The following is a 16,312-nucleotide window of genomic DNA, read 5'->3' on the forward strand; positions in this document are numbered from 1 at the left end:
ACGGTTTCAATACTGTCTCAGTCCAGTGACGACTTGGCTACACCCCGTCTGAGCCCGGTAGCCGTATGTAAAGCTGGAAGACGTTGCTTCAGCGAATAACGCAAGTGACGTCTTTTAAACATTGATGAGCGGGACAGGGAAAGGACAGGACGCAGATGGAGTGGTCCTTTCAGCCTGGCGATCGCGGGCGCCGACACGGTAAAACCCTGACCGCGACAGCCTTGATCTCGCTGGCTGGCCTCGGCCTGAGCGGCTGCACCCCGGTGGACGGCACCGACGCCGCGACCTCCCTTCCCGCACAGGTGAGCACCGTGACGGATCCGACATCGGTCCCCCACTCGGCAGTCCCACCGGCCACCGCCGCGGGCTCCAACCTGCTGCCCGTCTATTGGATGGGCGACAACAACGGCAGCATCCTGCTGTACCGCGAGTTCCTCAAAGGTGAGCAGGGCGGGGATCCGATCGCCGCCGCCGTGCAGGCCATGACCACCAGCGCACCACTGGACCCCGACTATTTCGGTTCGTGGTCACCGGCTGGCACCGTCAGCGCCTCAATCTCACCCGGAAACATCATTACCGTTGATATTTCCCGCGACGCGTTCGGCACGCGGATCGATGAGGGCTCCGCCTACCGGGCGGTCCAGCAGCTCGTCTATACCGCCAGCGCTGCAGCCGCCAGCTCGGGCCTCGTCTCCGGCGGCGATCCCAGCAGCGTCGTCATCCTGGTCGACGGGGAAACCGGGTTCAACGCCTTCGGTCACATCGAGCTGGGCGGGCAAATGCAGCGGGACACGGCACTGCTGGCGCCGATCTGGGTGATCGAGCCACAGCACGGCGAGGTTCGCGACCAGCCGGAGATCACCGTATCCGGCAGCGGCGTGTCCGACGATGCCGTGCTGTACTGGCGGATCGACGAAGTGGTCGGCGTCGACCTCAAACCGTACCGGAGTGGGACGGTGGGGCTGGACGAGGGCCCCGGTTCCCCGGGCCTGTTCGAATTCACCGTTGCCCTGGAGCCCGGCGACTATGAGGTCACAGTTTTTGACCGCCCCGCGGCCGACCAGGACGACCCCGAACAGAACATTAAGGAACTCAACGCCGACACCAAGCGCTTCGACCTCGGCTAGGGGGCGTCGCTACCAACGGCCGAGAAGCTGGTTCAGAACGGCCAGCGCGGCCGGGCCGGCCGTCGAGGAACGCAGCACATGATCGCCCATTCGCGCCGCATGAGCGCCCTTCGACAGGAACAGCTCCAGTTCCGCAGTGCTGATTCCGCCCTCCGGACCCACGACGACCGCGACGATGTCTGGCACCTGTTGGTCAGCTGACCCGACGAACGTTCCCAGCCCGTCGACGGCCTCCTCATGCAGAACCAACGCCAGGTCAACGCCGGCCAACCAGCCGGCGAGGGACCGGCTGTCATGGAGGCTGTGCACTTCCGGGAGCCGCGCCCGCCGCGACTGTTTGGCCGCGCCCCAGACGGTCGACTCCCACTTCTGCCGGCCCTTGACGGCCTTCTCCGCGCGCCAGCGGACAATGCTGCGGTCCGCCTGCCAAGGCACCACCGCATCCACCCCCAGCTCGGTGGCGGCCTCGACCGCCTGGAGATCACGGTCCCCCTTGGCCAGCGCCTGAACGAGGACGAGCGCTGTGGCCGGGGCTGGTTCGTCGTCGACGGTGCTGACCTCGAGCGTGACGTTCTGGCCGCTGCTCTCGGCAACGGTACCCGTCAGCCTGCGCCCACGCCCGTCGGCGACGTCGATGGCCTCGCCCACGGTGACCCGTTTCACCGTGGCAGCGTGGCGGGCCTCCGCACCGGTCAGGACGAAGCGGGATCCGGGAGCGGCGGCGGAGACGGCATCGGGGTCGCCAAAGTACAGTGCGTTGCTCACGCCTAGAGGTTACCCAGCCGCTCCCGCAGCTTCGCGAATACCCCTGAGCCGTTGCTGGCAAGTTGTCCCTCGACGAACTCCTCGCCGCGGAGTTCGGCCAGTTTACGGAGCAGTTCCTCCTGCGCCTGGTCGACGTTGCGGGGGGTTTCGACGTTCAGGTGGACCTTGAGATCACCGCGCCCGTAGCCGCGCAGGTGGGTCACTCCCAGTCCGCGCAGTGTCACGATCTCGCCCGACTGGGTGCCCGCCTTGATGCCCAGCTCCTGGTCGCCGTCGAACGAGGCGAAGTTCAGGGAGGTGCCGAGTGCGGCAGCGGTCATTGGGACGCTGAGGGTGACGTGCAGGTCGTCTCCCTCGCGCAGGAAGGTGGCGTCCGGGTTGACCCGGATTTCCACGTACAGGTCACCCTGCGGTCCGCCGGCCATGCCGGCTTCACCCTGGCCGCCGAGCTGGATCCGGGTTCCGGTGGAGACACCCGCTGGTACCTTGATGGTGAGGCTGCGGCGGCTGCGGACCCGGCCGTCGCCGTTGCACTCATGGCAGGGGTTGGGGATCACTGTGCCAAACCCTTGGCAGGTGCCACAGGTGGCGCTGGTCATGACCTGGCCCAGAATGGAGCGGACGGCCCGCTGCACCTGACCGGAGCCACCACAGATGTCGCAGGTCCGCGGCGAGGTCCCTGGCTGGCAGCAGGAGCCATCACACGTGGGGCAGACCGCGGCGGTCTCGACGTCGATCTTCTTGTTGATCCCGAACACCGCGTCGACCAGGTCGATGCGGACCGCGATGAGCGCGTCCTGACCCCGGCGCGTGCGCGACGGCGGTCCGCTGGGTCCGCCCCCACCGAAGAAGGTCTCGAAAATATCCTGGAAGGCAAAGCCCTGGCCGGCGTGCCCGCCACCGAAACCGTTGTCGGTTCCGTTCTCGTTGCCGGTGGTGTCATACACCCGGCGCTTCTGCGGGTCGGACAGCACCTCGTACGCGCGGGTGACCAACTTGAACTCCTCCGAGGCGTCGGGTCCCGTATTGACGTCCGGGTGAAGCTTCCGTGCCAGCTTGCGGTAGGCCTTCTTGATCTCCTCGCCGCTCGCATCGCGGTTCACACCGAGGACTTCATAGTGATTACTCACTCCTGCACTTCACTTCCTGTGTCACTGGTCGAGATGGGGCAATAGCGCCCCATCTTCGAAAGGTTCGATTGTTGCCGTCAAAGTTCTTACGTGCCGGGCGTCCGGTTAGTCCGTGAGGATCCGGGACAGGTAACGGGCCACCGCGCGTACCGCCGACATCGACGTGGGATAGTCCATCCGGGTTGGTCCGAGGACTCCCACCTTCGCCAACGAGTCGGGGCCGTACCCGGTGGCAATCACCGACGCTTCGGCGAGGCCGCCATGGGGGTTCTCCCGCCCAATCCGCACCGACACGCCAAACGCATCGTGTTTCATTTCGGAGAGGAGGCGGAGCATGACCACCTGTTCCTCGAGTGCTTCCAGCACCGGCCCAATGCTCAGGGGAAAGTCTACGGTGGATCGGGCCAGGTTGGCTGTACCAGCCATCACAATCCGGTCCTCGCGGTTGATACCCGCGAGTTGTTCCAGGGTTCGCGCGAGGACGGTGCCCGCCCTGCGCTGCTGAAACGGCAGTGTCGCCACGGCCAACGCAAGTTCCTGCGGGAGGAACGTCAGCTTCGTGCCCGCCACCGACCCGAGGAAATGCTGCCGGAGTTCGGCGAGGCTGTTCTCAGGGACGGGTTCCGGCAGGGGTACCACACGCTGCTGCACGGTGCCGTTCGTGGCGATCAGAACCACCAGCACCTGGTTCGGTGCAAGAAGCACGAACTCAAGGTGCCGGACGGCGGCGCTCCCCAGATGGGGGTACTGCACCACTGCCACCTGGTTGGTGAGGTGGGACAGCAGACGGACGGTGCGGTCCATGACGTCGTCGAGATCCTCGGCACCCTCCAGCAGGGCCTGGATGGCGCGTTTCTCCGGCGCGGACAACGGCTTGACCTCGGAAATCTGGTCGACGAAGAGGCGATAGCCCTTATCGGTGGGAATGCGGCCGGAACTGGTGTGGGGCGCCGTGATCAGGCCCTCTTCCTCCAGCACCGCCATGTCATTGCGGATGGTGGCGGAAGAGACACCCAGCTGATGCCGCTCCACCAGGGCCTTCGATCCGACAGGCTCCCGGGAATGCACGTAGTCCTCGACGATGGCACGCAGTACCTCCAGCCGGCGTGGTTCGCTCACTTTTCACCTCCGAACATGGTTCCTCGTCACTTCAGCGGATCTGGCACTCGACACACCCAAGTGCCAAGTCTAGTACTTTCCGATGAATTGTTAGCATTGAAAATCCCTGGCCGGACCGTCCAGCGGTGAGCCGGGAAGCGAGTAAGACGATGTCCAGTTACGAATGGGGAGCACAGGACATTTCAGCTCCCCGCAGTGTCCCACTCCCCAAGGTCCCGGTCAGCGCCGGGCTGGTGCTGGAAGACGTGCAGAGCGGCTACGTCGGTGCGGTGGTCCGGGTGGAGAAGTCCGGCGGCATGCACGTAATGGTGCTCGAAGACCGCCGGGGCAAGCTCAAGTCCTTCCCCCTGGGGTTTGGTTTCCATGTGGACGGGTCCCCGGTGGAAGTCGTGGCCCCAGCGGTAGCCCCGGCCACTCCGGCGCGCCGGGTGACGGCGTCGGGATCCGTCAGGGTCGACGGCGCCCGCGCCCGCACGGCCCGCGCCAGCCGGATCTGGGTGGAGGGCCAGCACGACGCCGAGCTGATCGAGAAAGTATGGGGTGATGACCTGCGACTGGAGGGTATTGTCGTCGAGCCGCTCCACGGGGTCGACGACCTCGCCGGGATGATCCGGGCCTTCGCCCCCGGCCCCCATCGACGGCTCGGCATCCTCGTGGACCACCTGGTCACCGGATCCAAGGAGCAGCGCATCGCACAGGAAGCCATGAACGTCCCGGGCGCCGCCGCCAACGTCCTCGTCGTCGGACACCCCTATGTGGACGTGTGGCAGGCCATCAAGCCCGGAGCCGTCGGATTGACCGCCTGGCCGGTGGTGCCGCGGGGTCAGGATTGGAAGACCGGCATCCTGGCCGGGCTCGGGTGGCCCAACTCCGACAAGGCAGCCATCGCGCACGGCTGGAAGCGGCTGCTCGGCTGTGTCACCAGCTATGCCGACCTGGAACCGTCGCTGCTGGGGCGGGTGGAGGAAGTGATTGACTTCCTCACCGATCCCGGAATTTCCGGTCGGACCGACTGATCCACGGTGCACTATCACCGGGCAAAGACGTACTCTAGTGAGGAAGGCCCCTACCCAGGTGGCCCCGCAAGCAATGAAGGATGTCCAGTTGTCTAACCCCGCCGAGAAGCCCAAGCAACACGGATCCGCGGACGGCCACGGCCAGCCCTCGTCCGCTTTCGAGGGCGTCCCGGCGAATGCGCTCCCCCTGACCGCGTCCGAGGACCGGCAGTGGGCAACCCTGTCACACTTTGGCGGAATCCTGGGGTTCATTCCCTCCCTGCTGATCCTGCTCATCTTCAAGAACCGTGGGCCGTTCACCGCGCAGGAAGCGCGGGAAGCGTTCAACTTCACCTTCCCTCCGACGCTGCTGGCGTTCGCGGCCTGGCTGCTGTCCATGCTGCCCACGGTCGGCGGACTGTTCGCCGTCGTCAACGCGCTGATCTGGGTGGCCATCGCCTTCTCGTCAGCGATTGCCGGTATCCAGGTCAACCGCGGCCGGCCATACCGCTACACCCTGAATCTCCGGCTCTTCAAGTAGGCCGGCCCAGCCCAGCCCAGCCCAGCCAGGCCGCGAGCCAGTCGGCCGGGGGCCAGCGGAATGCGAGTTGGCTGGCCGGGTTATTGGAATCCGTGTCAGTCAGGCTGGCAGTCAGACCGGCGGGCAGTCGGGCAGTCAGTCGGGCAGCAGCCGCCGGACCACGGCGTCCGCGAGGAGTCGGCCACTGGCAGTCAGGGTGATAGTGCCCGCGAACGCTGCGGCCGGGTCCACCAGCGAGTCCGCGATCAGCCCAGCGACCGCCTGGCGGCCCTCCGGGCGCAGCGCACTGGTGGGCAGGCCCTCCCGGAGGCGGGCGCGGAGCATCACGTCCTCAACGTACCGGGTGTCGGCGTCGAGAATCTCCCGGCCCGCTGCCGGCGATACGCCCGAGGACAGCCGATGCGCGTAGGCGGTGGGGTGCTTCACGTTCCACCACCGCACACCGCCAACGTGCGAGTGGGCGCCGGGACCGGCGCCCCACCAGTCGTCACCCCGCCAGTACGCCAGGTTGTGCCGGCATTCGTCCTCGGGGGTGCGCGCCCAGTTGCTGACCTCGTACCACCCCAGCCCGGCCGCGGCCATGGCCTGCTCGGCCAGCGCGTACTTTTCAGCGTGGTCATCGTCGTCGATGTCGGGCACCTGTCCTCGGCGGATCCGCGCGGCAAGCTTGGTGCCCTCCTCAATGATCAGCGCGTAGGCGGAGACGTGGTCCGGGCCGTAGGACAAGGCGGCATCGAGGGACCGCTGCCAGTCGGCGGCGCTCTCCCCCGGCGTGCCGTAGATGAGGTCTAGGCTGACGCGCAGCCCGGCTTCCCGAGCCCACTGGACGGCCAACGGCACCCGCTCAGGCGAGTGGGTGCGGTCCAGCACTTCCAGGACGTGGGGCACCGCTGACTGCATCCCGAACGACACCCTCGTAAAACCTGCCCCGGCCAGCACGGCAAGCGACTCCGGGGTGACCGAGTCGGGGTTCGCCTCGGTGGTCACCTCGGCGCCGGGGGCGAGCCCCCAGTGCCCGACTGCTGTCCGCAGCACGGTCGCGAGGTCCTCGGCGGGGAGCAGGGTGGGAGTGCCGCCTCCAAAGAAGACGGTGGATAGGGGCCGCGGAGCGGTTCCCGACTCGGTCAGGACACGGCTGGCAAGGTCCAGTTCGGCACTGACCGTCGCCGCGTACCGGTCCTGGGATGCACCGCCGCCCAGCTCGGTCGCAGTGTAGGTATTGAAGTCGCAGTACCCGCACCGCACCGCGCAGAACGGAATGTGCACGTACAGCCCCAGCTTGCGGTCGGCGCTCCCGACCGCCGCCTGTTCCGGCAGCAGACCGTTCTCCGGCGAGGGCAGGCCAAGAGGCAGAGCACTCGGCATTGCTACTTCTTGACCTTGTCCTTGGATTCGTCGGTGGTCAGGGCGGCGATGAAGGCTTCCTGGGGAACCTCCACCCGTCCCACCATCTTCATCCGCTTCTTGCCTTCCTTCTGCTTCTCGAGCAGTTTGCGCTTACGGGTGATGTCACCGCCGTAGCACTTCGCGAGGACGTCCTTGCGGATGGCCCTGATGCTTTCGCGGGCAATGATCCGTGAGCCAATCGCGGCCTGGATGGGTACCTCGAACTGCTGGCGGGGAATGAGTTCGCGCAGCTTGCCGGTCATCATCACGCCGTAGGCGTAGGCCTTGTCGCGGTGGGTGATCGCCGAGAAAGCGTCGACCTGTTCGCCCTGCAACATGATGTCCACCTTGACCAGGTCGGCGGCCTGGTCGCCGTCGGCCTTCCAGTCCAGCGAACCATAACCGCGGGTCCGGGACTTGAGGATGTCGAAGAAGTCGAAGACGATCTCGGCCAGCGGCAGCCGGTACCGGATCTCCACCCGGTCTTCCGAGAGGTAGTCCATGCCACCCATCACCCCGCGCCGGCTCTGGCACAGTTCCATGATGGCGCCCACAAACTCGGTGGGTGCCAGGATGGTCGCCGAGACCATTGGCTCGCGAACCTCTGCGATCTTCCCGGTGGGGTACTCGCTGGGGTTGGTGACGTGAATGAGCTTCTTGTCTTCTAGCGTCACCTGGTATTCCACGTTGGGTGCCGTGGAGATCAGGTTCAGGTTGTGTTCGCGTTCGAGCCGTTCGCGGGTGATCTCCAGATGCAGGAGGCCGAGGAAGCCTACCCGGAATCCGAAACCGAGCGCGGCGGAGGTCTCCGGCTCGTACACGAGCGCAGCGTCGTTGAGCATGAGCTTCTCGAGCGCGTCCCGGAGCACCGGATAGTCGGTGCCGTCCAGCGGGTAGAGGCCGGAGAAGACCATGGGCTTCGCGTCCGCGTAGCCGGGAAGTGACGCCGTGGCGGGCTTGGCCAGATTGGTGACGGTGTCACCGACCTTGGACAGGCGGACGTCCTTCACCCCGGTGATGAGGTAGCCCACCTCGCCGACGCCGAGCCCCTTGGAGGGGGTGGGCTCCGGTGAGCTGACGCCAATCTCGAGCAGCTCGTGGCTTGCGCGGGTGGACATCATCTGGATCCGCTCGCGGGGGTGCAGCATGCCGTCAACCACCCGGACGTAGGTGACGACGCCACGGTACGTGTCGTAGACGGAGTCGAAGATCATGGCGCGGGCCGGTGCATCCGGGTTGCCCACGGGTGGCGGAAGATCCCGGACAATCTGGTCCAGGAGGGCCTCGACGCCCATGCCGGTCTTGCCGGATACCCGTAGGACGTCCTCCGGCTCGCCGCCGATCAGGCTGGCCAGCTCGGCGGCGTACTTCTCAGGCTGCGCCGCCGGGAGGTCGATCTTGTTCAGCACCGGGATGATGGTGAGGTTGTTTTCCATCGCCAGATAGAGGTTGGCGAGGGTCTGGGCCTCGATGCCCTGCGCCGCGTCAACGAGGAGGATTGCGCCTTCGCAGGCAGCCAGCGACCGGGAAACCTCGTACGTGAAGTCGACGTGGCCAGGGGTGTCGATCATGTTCAGCGCGTAGCTGACGCCGTCGAGCTCCCAGGGCAACCGGACGGCCTGGGACTTGATGGTGATGCCGCGTTCGCGCTCAATGTCCATGCGGTCCAGGTACTGGGCCTTCATGTCACGCTGCTCAACGACTCCGGTGAGCTGCAGCATCCGGTCCGCCAAGGTGGACTTCCCATGATCGATGTGCGCGATGATGCAGAAGTTCCTGATGATCGCCGGATCAGTGGCGGCGGGCACTGGGGAAGTGCGGGCCTTGGGTGACACTGGACATTCCTTACTGTTGCGAAGGCTGCTGCGCGGCAGCCGTTATAACGACAACGGCCGGGTTCGCCAGCTAAGTGAACTTCGCTGGTACGCGGGTTTTCTTGCACCAGCTGAGTTAACAGTCTCCCACGAGCTGGCGAATGCTCTGGAATCCGGGCGATCACCTGAACTGTATTCTGGACCGCATGCCCTTTGACGCCAGTTCACTGCTGCGGTTCGCCCGTCGCGCTGTCAGGGCACTGCAGGCCCCGCCGCGACAGACGAAGCCCCACCGCACCCCGTCCTCCTACGCCGGGGACTTCACGGGCACCCCGACGATCAGCTACGCGCCACGCCCCGACAACCGGCCCGACGCCGGCGAGATTGTTTGGGCGTGGGTCCCCTATCAGGAGGACCACCGCCAGGGCAAGGACCGGCCGGTCCTCCTGATCGGGAAACACGGCAAGAAGCTGCTCGGCCTGATGCTGACCAGTCGCGACCGGAACAGCGCGCACGGCTCCGACCCTGCCTACGTCGACATCGGAGCGGGCCCTTGGGACCGCAAGGGTAGGCCCAGCGAGGTACGCACCGACCGCATCATCCAGCTGGCGCCGGACGATGTGCGCCGGATCGGAGCCGTCTTGCCCCCGGCGGCATTCGATCGGGTTGTTGCACGGCTTCACTGACCCCGTGTGGTGCCGCCGGCTAAGTCAGATTTGACCTGACCGGGCCGGCAAGAGTGTCTGTCGATGGAGACGGCACGCGCGAGGGGTGGCTGCCGGGACTATTCCCCGTATCTCTGGTAATCTAGACAGCTGTGTGTCCGAGCAGGTCGACGGGCACTTTAGTCCAATCGTCCACGGTATCCCCACGCCGCTCAGTCATTGGTTGAACTGAATTACCCTCACGACCAGTCCGCAATACAAAGAGAGTTTTAAATACGTGGCAAATATCAAGTCCCAGAAAAAGCGCATTCTCACCAACGAGAAGGCGCGCCAGCGCAACAACTCGGTTAAGTCCGAGCTGAAGACGGCCATCCGCGCCGTCAACACTGCGATCGGTACCGCTGACAAGGAGGCTGCTACCAGCCTCATGGAGTCGGCTAGCCGCAAGCTGGACAAGGCTGTCAGCAAGGGTGTCGTGCACAAGAACAACGCAGCGAACCACAAGTCTGCGATCTCGAAGAAGGTCAACGCTCTCTAACCAGAGCCGGACCGTTCGACGATTTCCAGATGGCTGGCCTTCGGGCCGGCCATCTGTCGTCTAACGCGCTGGCCACTTCCGATTCCATTCTCACCCCTGATTACACCCCTCCTCCCTAGCCCTCCCCCGCCGAGACATTGGATCTGGTGGGCTGGACGCCTCGTGAGTCGCCCTACCTCACCACTCGAAGGGTGATCCTGGGAGTTCTGGGGCTCTGTGGGTTCTGTGGGTAAGTCAGCCGCGGCCGGCGAGGGCGATGGTCGTGACGGCGTGTTCGACGGCGTATACCGGGTCCCGGGAGGCGCCCTTGACCTGCGCGTCCGCCTCAGCGAGCACCTGGATGCACTGCACCAGCCCCTCGGAGCTGAATCGCTGGGCGTCGCGCCGGGCCTGGTCCACCTGCCACGGTGCCATGCCTAGCTCCTTCGCCAGTTGCGCAGAGCTGCCCCGCACCTGGTGCACCTTCGCCACCGCACGTACCTTCATGGCCAGCGCGGCGGTCAGCAGGACCGGGTCGGCTCCGGTGGCCAGGGCATGGCGCAGCATCGACAGGGCCTGTCCTCCCCTGCCGGCCAACGCTGCATCGGCAACCTTGAAGCCGGTGACCTCCACGCGTCCGCCGTAGTACTTCTCGACGGTTTCCTCGGTGATCTCACCCGTTGTGTCGGAGATCAGCTGGTGGCAGGCTGCGGCCAGTTCGGCCAGCTGGGATCCAACCGCTGCGACCAGGGCCCGGAGCGCACCACCGCCGATCCGGCGCCCCGCGGCCCGGAACTCTTCGACCACAAAGTCGGTCTTGTCCGAGTCCTTTTTCAGCGGCTGGCAATCAACCACCGTGGCGCCCGAAGCCTTGATGGCGTCCAGTAGCTTCTTGCCGCGGTTTCCGCCACTGTGATGCATCACCAGGACGACGTCGGGCGCCGGGTCGCTGAGGTAGCCAAGGCCGTCCTGCAGGAAGTCGTCGTTCATCTGCGCGAGTCCGGTGACTTCGATGAGCTTCGCTTCCCCGAAGAGGGAGGGACTGCCGTGGAGAATGAGTTCTCCCACCTCGTACTTGCCGGCGTCCAATTGCACCACTTCCAGATCCGGGCGGGCGTCCTTGAGGCTTCGCCGGATCCGCTCAACTGCCTGGCCCGCGGCATACGTTTCCGGTCCGCTGAGAAGGACCACCGGCGCGGGGGCCACGGCACGCCAGTGCACCCCGGACGTCCCGGGAGTGTCCCTGCGGGCTGCGGCGGGTCTGGAATTCACGTGGTGGGCTCCTGCTTTGATTCAGTGACTGGACCGGTGTCCACGGTCAACTGTGCCACGGGCTGCACCTGCCGCAAAGCGGGACGGCGCGGTGTCGTCGGACGCGCAACGAGTTGTCCTGGATGGAGACCAGAAACGTGCCCAGCTCGTCCGTTCGGGCCACGGCAATCCCTGCCGTGGACAGTCCATCGGTGATGCTGGGGTGGGGGTGACCATAGTCATTGTCACGGCCGGCAGAGATCAGTGCCAACCGTGGACGGACGGCGCGTGCGAGTTCCAGCCCACCATTCTGCGCGCCGTGGTGGGCAACCTTGAGGATCTGCACTCCCCGTTCGGCGAGGTCCGGGTTCTCGCGCAGCAGGGCCGCCGCGGCATCTTCCTCAAGGTCACCGGTCAAGAGGACCGACAGCACGCCGTCCATGGGTGTGTCGATGATGACCTCGAGCACCGCGCTCGAGTTGTTTTCCGAGCCGAGCCGTGTCCCCGGCTCCGGCCAGAGCACCGTCCAGCTGACTCGCCCGTGTCCGTCGTCGCCGTGCGACCCGCTCATTCCTGCCCGCAGTTTCTCGGGTGTCACGCTGGTAGCGACGGCGTCACGATCGTCCGGGGCATTGCTGATCACTGTGGCCGTCACCTCAACCGGAAGGACCGGCTCCGACGTCGAGTACAGAACCCGCTCGACGGTCCGGTCCCTGAAGACTCCCTCGATGCCGCCGTAGTGGTCGGCATGCAGATGAGTGAGGACCAGTAGTTCCACGGTGGTCACCGCTAGCCGGTCCAGGCAGGCGTCGACGTCGTCTGGCTCAGGGCCGGTGTCGACCAGGATTACCTTGTGCTCCCCGGTTCGCACGGCGAAGGCGTCGCCCTGGCCCACGTCGCACGCCGCCAACTGCCACCGGTCCCCGCCATCACGGTGGAACGGCCACAGGAAGACCGCTGCAAGGCCGACCGCGACGCCTACCGCCAACCAGGCCGGCCCCGCGACCCTGGGCCGACGAGTATCTCTGGGCCGTCGAACATCCCTGGGCGCGGCGGCTGGGGTCGGTTTTACTTGCCCCTGTCGTGCCCGGCTCCGGAGGGCTGACCACCCTCGCGGACCCCACACCACCGCCAGAATGACGGCAAGCGAGAGCACACCGGTCAGGATCGCGCCAGCTGCGCCGCCCACCCAGGGCACCGCAGCACCGGGAGCGGCGCTGAAGAACCGTGCCACCGAGCCCACCCAGTCAGCGCCCCACCCCGCCACTACTACCAGTGGTACGGCGAGCGGTTCGGCGATGGCTAGGAGGGCTACCGCCAGCATTCCGACAATGGTGACCACGGGGACCACCGGGGTGGCCGCGATGTTGGCGGGAACTGAGTACAGCGGGAGCGTTGGCTGCAGGAGGGTGAGGATCGGGGCGCAGCACAGCTGCGCGGCGATCGGGACGGAGAGCAGTTGGGCAGCAGCAAGCGGCATGAACGTGCTCAGCCTGGTCGCCAGAACAGGGCCAAACAGGATCAGTCCGGCCGCTGCGGCGACCGACAGCATGAAGGCGTAGGAGTTGTTCAGCCACGGGTCGGCGGTGAGCAGGACGACGACGGCGAGCAGCAGGAGCGCGAAGGGCACTCTGCCTCGGCCCGTCAGTACCGCGACCACACCGAGGCCGCCCATCACCGCAGCACGCAACACACTCGGTTCGGGCCGGACCAGGATCACGAAGCCGATCAGGGCAATGATTCCCAGTCCGGCCGCCACCAGGCGGGGTGCCCTGAGTGCGCGGGAACCGAGAAACACGAAGGCCAGCAGGTAGGTGCAGTTGGCGCCGCTCACCGCGGTCAGGTGGGTGAGCCCGGTGGTCTGCATGTCCTGTTCGAGGGACGGGTCGAGACCGCTGCGGTCGCCGATCACCATCCCGGGCAGCAGCCCATCCTGCCCCGCGACCTGCGTCGCAAGGTCCACGAAACTGGTTCTGAGCTGTGCCGGGTAGCTGGCCAGTCCTTTCTGCGGGCTGACCCGAGGGCCGGTTTGCGCGATCAGCAGGGCCACGGCCCTGTCGCCAGGCCCGGTAGGCAGCAGGCGACCCGCCGCACGGATGGTGTCGGAAGCGGCAACCTGCTGCCACGAGGCCGGGCCGATGACCACCACCGGCGTGTTGGCGGTGAACGACTCGCCGCGAACGACACCTGCGCTGAGCACCGCCTCGACCAGGAACCGGTCCTTTCCCGAGTAGCGGTCCGGGCTGATCAGCACCGCGTCGGAGGTGGCGTTCAGGACTGCCGTGATCGACGCCTGCTGCTGCACGGCGCCTGAGACTGGGCCAGCGGTGCGCACCGCGATGCTGGCGGATGCGGGCAGGCTGACCAACGCGGCGACAGCGAGGGGCAGGACGGCCAGCCTGGCACTCCGCCTCAGCCAGCCTGACGTCAGACAGCCGAGGCCGCAACCGACGGCCAGTCCGGCGAGGGCCAGCGCACAAAGGAGCGCGGCGGAGGAGTTGAGTCGGATCACCGCGGCGGCAGTGACCCAGGCTGCCGCGGTGGCCGGCAGGAGTCGGTAGTCTCTGGGCCGGGACTCCGCCCCGGGTGCCCGGGAGTCCCGGCCCGGAGCACCCGTCCGTGTGGTCATCCGGTGAACCAGGTCAAGGGGCCGCCGCCAGCCGCCTGCACGCTTCAAGGGTGGATTCGGCGTCAGGACACCGCCGGGGGCCGTCCGTGCATCGGGGGTGGTCTGCTCACGCTGGCCAGTCCGTGCGGCAGGCTCGGTGGCCGCCTGCACGTATCTGGTCCAGGGACGGTGCGACGTCATCGTCCTCCCCTCGGCCGGGTGCGGCTCACACCGTCACCAGCGGGACCAGGGCGGCGAGCATCGCTTCGCCGATCCCGGGTACCGCGTCCAGATCCTCGGGGCTGCTGAAGCCGCCGTGATCGGTTCGCCATGCGATGATGCGTTCGGCGAGGACCGGACCGATCCGCGGGAGTGTTTCGAGTTCAGCGGTGTCGGCCGTGTTGATGTTGACGATTCCCGGCGTACCCGGAGGACCCGTCGCCGTCGGATCGGGACTCCCGGGGCCCGGCAGAGGAGGATCGGCAACCACCGGGGGAAGGGTTTCGCCCCGCACGGGCACACGGATCTGCAGGCCGTCCTGCACTGGTGAGGCCAGGTTGATGGCTGCGAGATCAGCATCGGGCAAAGCTCCCCCGGCCTGCTCCAGTGCCTCGAAGACGCGGGAGCCAGCATCAAGTTCGACGATCCCCGGGCGGCTGACCGCACCGGCAACATGCACGATGAGCCGCTGGGAACCAGGGCCAGGCTCCGACCCCGCCCCAGCCGACCCCGTCCCGGCCGATCCAGCACCAGACCCTGCAGAGCCCGGCGCCACCGTGGACCCATCAGACCCCACCAGCTCCCCCGGCGGCGGATCACTGGGCCAGGAATCGTCGGGCCAGGAATCACCGGGCCGGGAATCTTCCTGCCGGGATTCGCTGGCCTCGGCGGTGCCGGACTGTGCGGCATCCGACAGTCCAGCCGCTGCCCCGCCTCCCTGCTGTCCGGAGGTCGGGTGGTCCAACGCGATTGAGGCCACCTCCGAGGGAGCACCGCCGCGCAGAAGGAACAGGCCCACGGCCAGGGACAGGGCCAGCCCCAGGGCTACGAGCGCCGCACCACGGCCCACCGCCCACTGGCGTCCGCGCCTGGCAGGGTCCTGCACCCCCGCCGCCGCCCCCGCCCCCGCGTGCGGAGCTGCGTCGTCGGAGGGTTCAAGGGTGTCAAAGGTGACGGGCTCTGCCGGCTGACCCTCACGGTCCTGCGGGAAACTGAACCCGCCCCTCGATGGAGCGCTGGTGGCCCAGCGGTGTCTGGCCATGCGAAGAGCCTAGGATTCGCCGTCGGGCGGAGGCCTGGAGGCGGCGCCCTATGTGTGCGGGGACAGGAAAAGTCAGGAGGTTGTGGAGGAGGAGTCGGCGTCGTCAATCTCCCCCGCGACGGCGATTGCGATCACCCCGAGCCCGGTGTGGGCGGCCAGGACTGCCGGTAGTTGCGCCAGGACGGTGCGGATTCCGGGGTGGCGCTGCTGGAGGCTCGTCGTCAGCTCCTGCACCTGGGCCTGGTTGCCGAAGTAGTGCAGCGCCACCACCGCGTCGGGCCGGCCGGCAATGTCCGTCTCCACCAGGTCGAGCAGCCGGGCAGTGGCCTTGGGGGTGGACCTGACCTTTTCAAGCGGCAGGATGCGCCCGTCCTGAACGCTCAGGATCGGTTTGACGTTCAGCAGGGTTCCCAGCATGCTCGCTGCTGCACCGATGCGCCCGCCCTTGCGCAGCTGTTCCAGACTGGGCACCAGAAACCGGAGCGTCGAGGAGTCGCAGACGGCCTGGGCTACCGCCGCTGCACCGGCGAGGTCGAGCCCGCCGCGCGCGCCAGCCTGGGCGGCCGCCACCCCGAATCCCATTGCCATCCCGACCGTGCGGCAGTCAAGAACCTCCACCGGGATGGAGACGGCTGCAGCTGCCCACCGCGCGGCGTCCGTGGTACCGGAGAGGTCACCCGAAAGGTGCACCGAGAGAATTCCCGTCACACCTTCGGCCTCAAGCCTCCGGTAAACGCTCTCGAACTGCCCCGGCGACGGCCGGGAGGTGCGCACCTCCGCGCCCTCCGCCAGTGCCACCGACAGTGGTCCGGTGAGGTCGTCGGTGCCTTCGCCGAAGATCCTTCCGGCGATCATCACCGGCATGGGAACCACGACGACACCTCGAGCGGCGCCGCCGGCGGCCAGCCACTCCGGAGGAAGCGCCGCCGCCGAATCGGTAACGACGGCGATCCGTGGCCCGGCGCTGGCCTCCGCCGCCGAGCGCGATCCGGACGGACGGACCCAGAGGCGTTCGAGCCACCGCATCGAGTACCACGCCCCCGCAGTGGCCTTCGGCTGCGCGGAAACCTCCCGTACCGCCTCAAGCTGGGCTGGGTCGGCCCGCACCGCTTGAGGCTGTACTACGGGAGGCT

Annotated in this window: 14 protein-coding genes; 5 read left to right on the forward strand and 9 right to left on the reverse strand. The window is 67.0% G+C overall.

Annotated features, from left to right (window positions below; translation table 11 throughout):
• The first annotated feature begins 155 nt into the window (after nucleotides 1-155).
• Complete coding sequence (locus IWX64_RS05460; RefSeq protein WP_196866149.1) at nucleotides 156-1,127, forward strand: GerMN domain-containing protein; 972 nt, start codon at nucleotides 156-158, stop codon at nucleotides 1,125-1,127.
• A gap of 9 nt (nucleotides 1,128-1,136) precedes the next feature.
• Here IWX64_RS05460 and IWX64_RS05465 read toward each other — a convergent pair whose 3' ends face one another.
• The 3 genes from IWX64_RS05465 to hrcA form a co-directional block, all read right to left on the reverse strand.
• Complete coding sequence (locus tag IWX64_RS05465; RefSeq protein ID WP_196866150.1) at nucleotides 1,137-1,892, reverse strand: 16S rRNA (uracil(1498)-N(3))-methyltransferase; 756 nt, start codon at nucleotides 1,890-1,892, stop codon at nucleotides 1,137-1,139.
• A gap of 2 nt (nucleotides 1,893-1,894) precedes the next feature.
• Nucleotides 1,895-3,022, reverse strand: coding sequence for a molecular chaperone DnaJ (dnaJ, locus tag IWX64_RS05470; protein WP_196866151.1), 1,128 nt, complete (start codon nucleotides 3,020-3,022; stop codon nucleotides 1,895-1,897).
• Nucleotides 3,023-3,127: 105 nt separating this feature from the next.
• Nucleotides 3,128-4,141 carry a heat-inducible transcriptional repressor HrcA gene (hrcA, locus tag IWX64_RS05475; RefSeq protein ID WP_196866152.1) on the reverse strand — a complete coding sequence of 338 codons (1,014 nt, stop codon included), beginning with the start codon at nucleotides 4,139-4,141 and terminating at the stop codon, nucleotides 3,128-3,130.
• 149 nt (nucleotides 4,142-4,290) lie between these two features.
• Between hrcA and IWX64_RS05480 the strand changes: the two genes are divergently transcribed.
• Both IWX64_RS05480 and IWX64_RS05485 read left to right on the forward strand, forming a co-directional pair.
• Nucleotides 4,291-5,157 carry a DUF3097 family protein gene (locus IWX64_RS05480; RefSeq protein ID WP_196866153.1) on the forward strand — a complete coding sequence of 289 codons (867 nt, stop codon included), beginning with the start codon at nucleotides 4,291-4,293 and terminating at the stop codon, nucleotides 5,155-5,157.
• A gap of 73 nt (nucleotides 5,158-5,230) precedes the next feature.
• The gene (locus IWX64_RS05485; RefSeq protein WP_196866221.1) at nucleotides 5,231-5,677 is read left to right on the forward strand and encodes a DUF4870 domain-containing protein; all 447 of its coding nucleotides are present in this window, start codon (nucleotides 5,231-5,233) and stop codon (nucleotides 5,675-5,677) included.
• A 135-nt stretch (nucleotides 5,678-5,812) separates the two neighbouring features.
• On the opposite strand, the gene hemW is transcribed toward IWX64_RS05485, so the two are convergent.
• Both hemW and lepA read right to left on the reverse strand, forming a co-directional pair.
• A complete protein-coding gene (gene hemW, locus IWX64_RS05490; protein ID WP_196866154.1) occupies nucleotides 5,813-7,042 on the reverse strand; it encodes a radical SAM family heme chaperone HemW in 1,230 nt (409 codons plus the stop codon).
• 2 nt (nucleotides 7,043-7,044) lie between these two features.
• Nucleotides 7,045-8,898, reverse strand: coding sequence for a translation elongation factor 4 (gene lepA, locus IWX64_RS05495; RefSeq protein WP_196866155.1), 1,854 nt, complete (start codon nucleotides 8,896-8,898; stop codon nucleotides 7,045-7,047).
• Between the two features lie 185 nt (nucleotides 8,899-9,083).
• Between lepA and IWX64_RS05500 the strand changes: the two genes are divergently transcribed.
• Nucleotides 9,084-9,563, forward strand: coding sequence for a type II toxin-antitoxin system PemK/MazF family toxin (locus IWX64_RS05500; protein WP_196866156.1), 480 nt, complete (start codon nucleotides 9,084-9,086; stop codon nucleotides 9,561-9,563).
• A gap of 256 nt (nucleotides 9,564-9,819) precedes the next feature.
• Nucleotides 9,820-10,080 carry a 30S ribosomal protein S20 gene (gene rpsT, locus IWX64_RS05505; protein ID WP_196866157.1) on the forward strand — a complete coding sequence of 87 codons (261 nt, stop codon included), beginning with the start codon at nucleotides 9,820-9,822 and terminating at the stop codon, nucleotides 10,078-10,080.
• 234 nt (nucleotides 10,081-10,314) lie between these two features.
• Here rpsT and holA read toward each other — a convergent pair whose 3' ends face one another.
• From holA to IWX64_RS05525, 4 genes are all read right to left on the reverse strand, one after another.
• The gene (gene holA, locus IWX64_RS05510) at nucleotides 10,315-11,331 is read right to left on the reverse strand and encodes a DNA polymerase III subunit delta (RefSeq protein ID WP_312883983.1); all 1,017 of its coding nucleotides are present in this window, start codon (nucleotides 11,329-11,331) and stop codon (nucleotides 10,315-10,317) included.
• A gap of 46 nt (nucleotides 11,332-11,377) precedes the next feature.
• Nucleotides 11,378-14,119, reverse strand: coding sequence for a ComEC/Rec2 family competence protein (locus IWX64_RS05515; protein WP_196866158.1), 2,742 nt, complete (start codon nucleotides 14,117-14,119; stop codon nucleotides 11,378-11,380).
• Nucleotides 14,120-14,144: 25 nt separating this feature from the next.
• Nucleotides 14,145-15,179: a helix-hairpin-helix domain-containing protein gene (locus IWX64_RS05520; protein ID WP_196866159.1), complete on the reverse strand. Its 1,035-nt coding sequence runs from the start codon at nucleotides 15,177-15,179 to the stop codon at nucleotides 14,145-14,147.
• Nucleotides 15,180-15,251: 72 nt separating this feature from the next.
• The gene (locus tag IWX64_RS05525; RefSeq protein WP_334683170.1) at nucleotides 15,252-16,286 is read right to left on the reverse strand and encodes a DegV family protein; all 1,035 of its coding nucleotides are present in this window, start codon (nucleotides 16,284-16,286) and stop codon (nucleotides 15,252-15,254) included.
• Between the last annotated feature and the right edge of the window lie 26 nt (nucleotides 16,287-16,312).

The sequence above is a fragment of the Arthrobacter sp. CAN_A212 genome (assembly GCF_015752345.1).
Classification (GTDB): domain Bacteria; phylum Actinomycetota; class Actinomycetes; order Actinomycetales; family Micrococcaceae; genus Arthrobacter_D.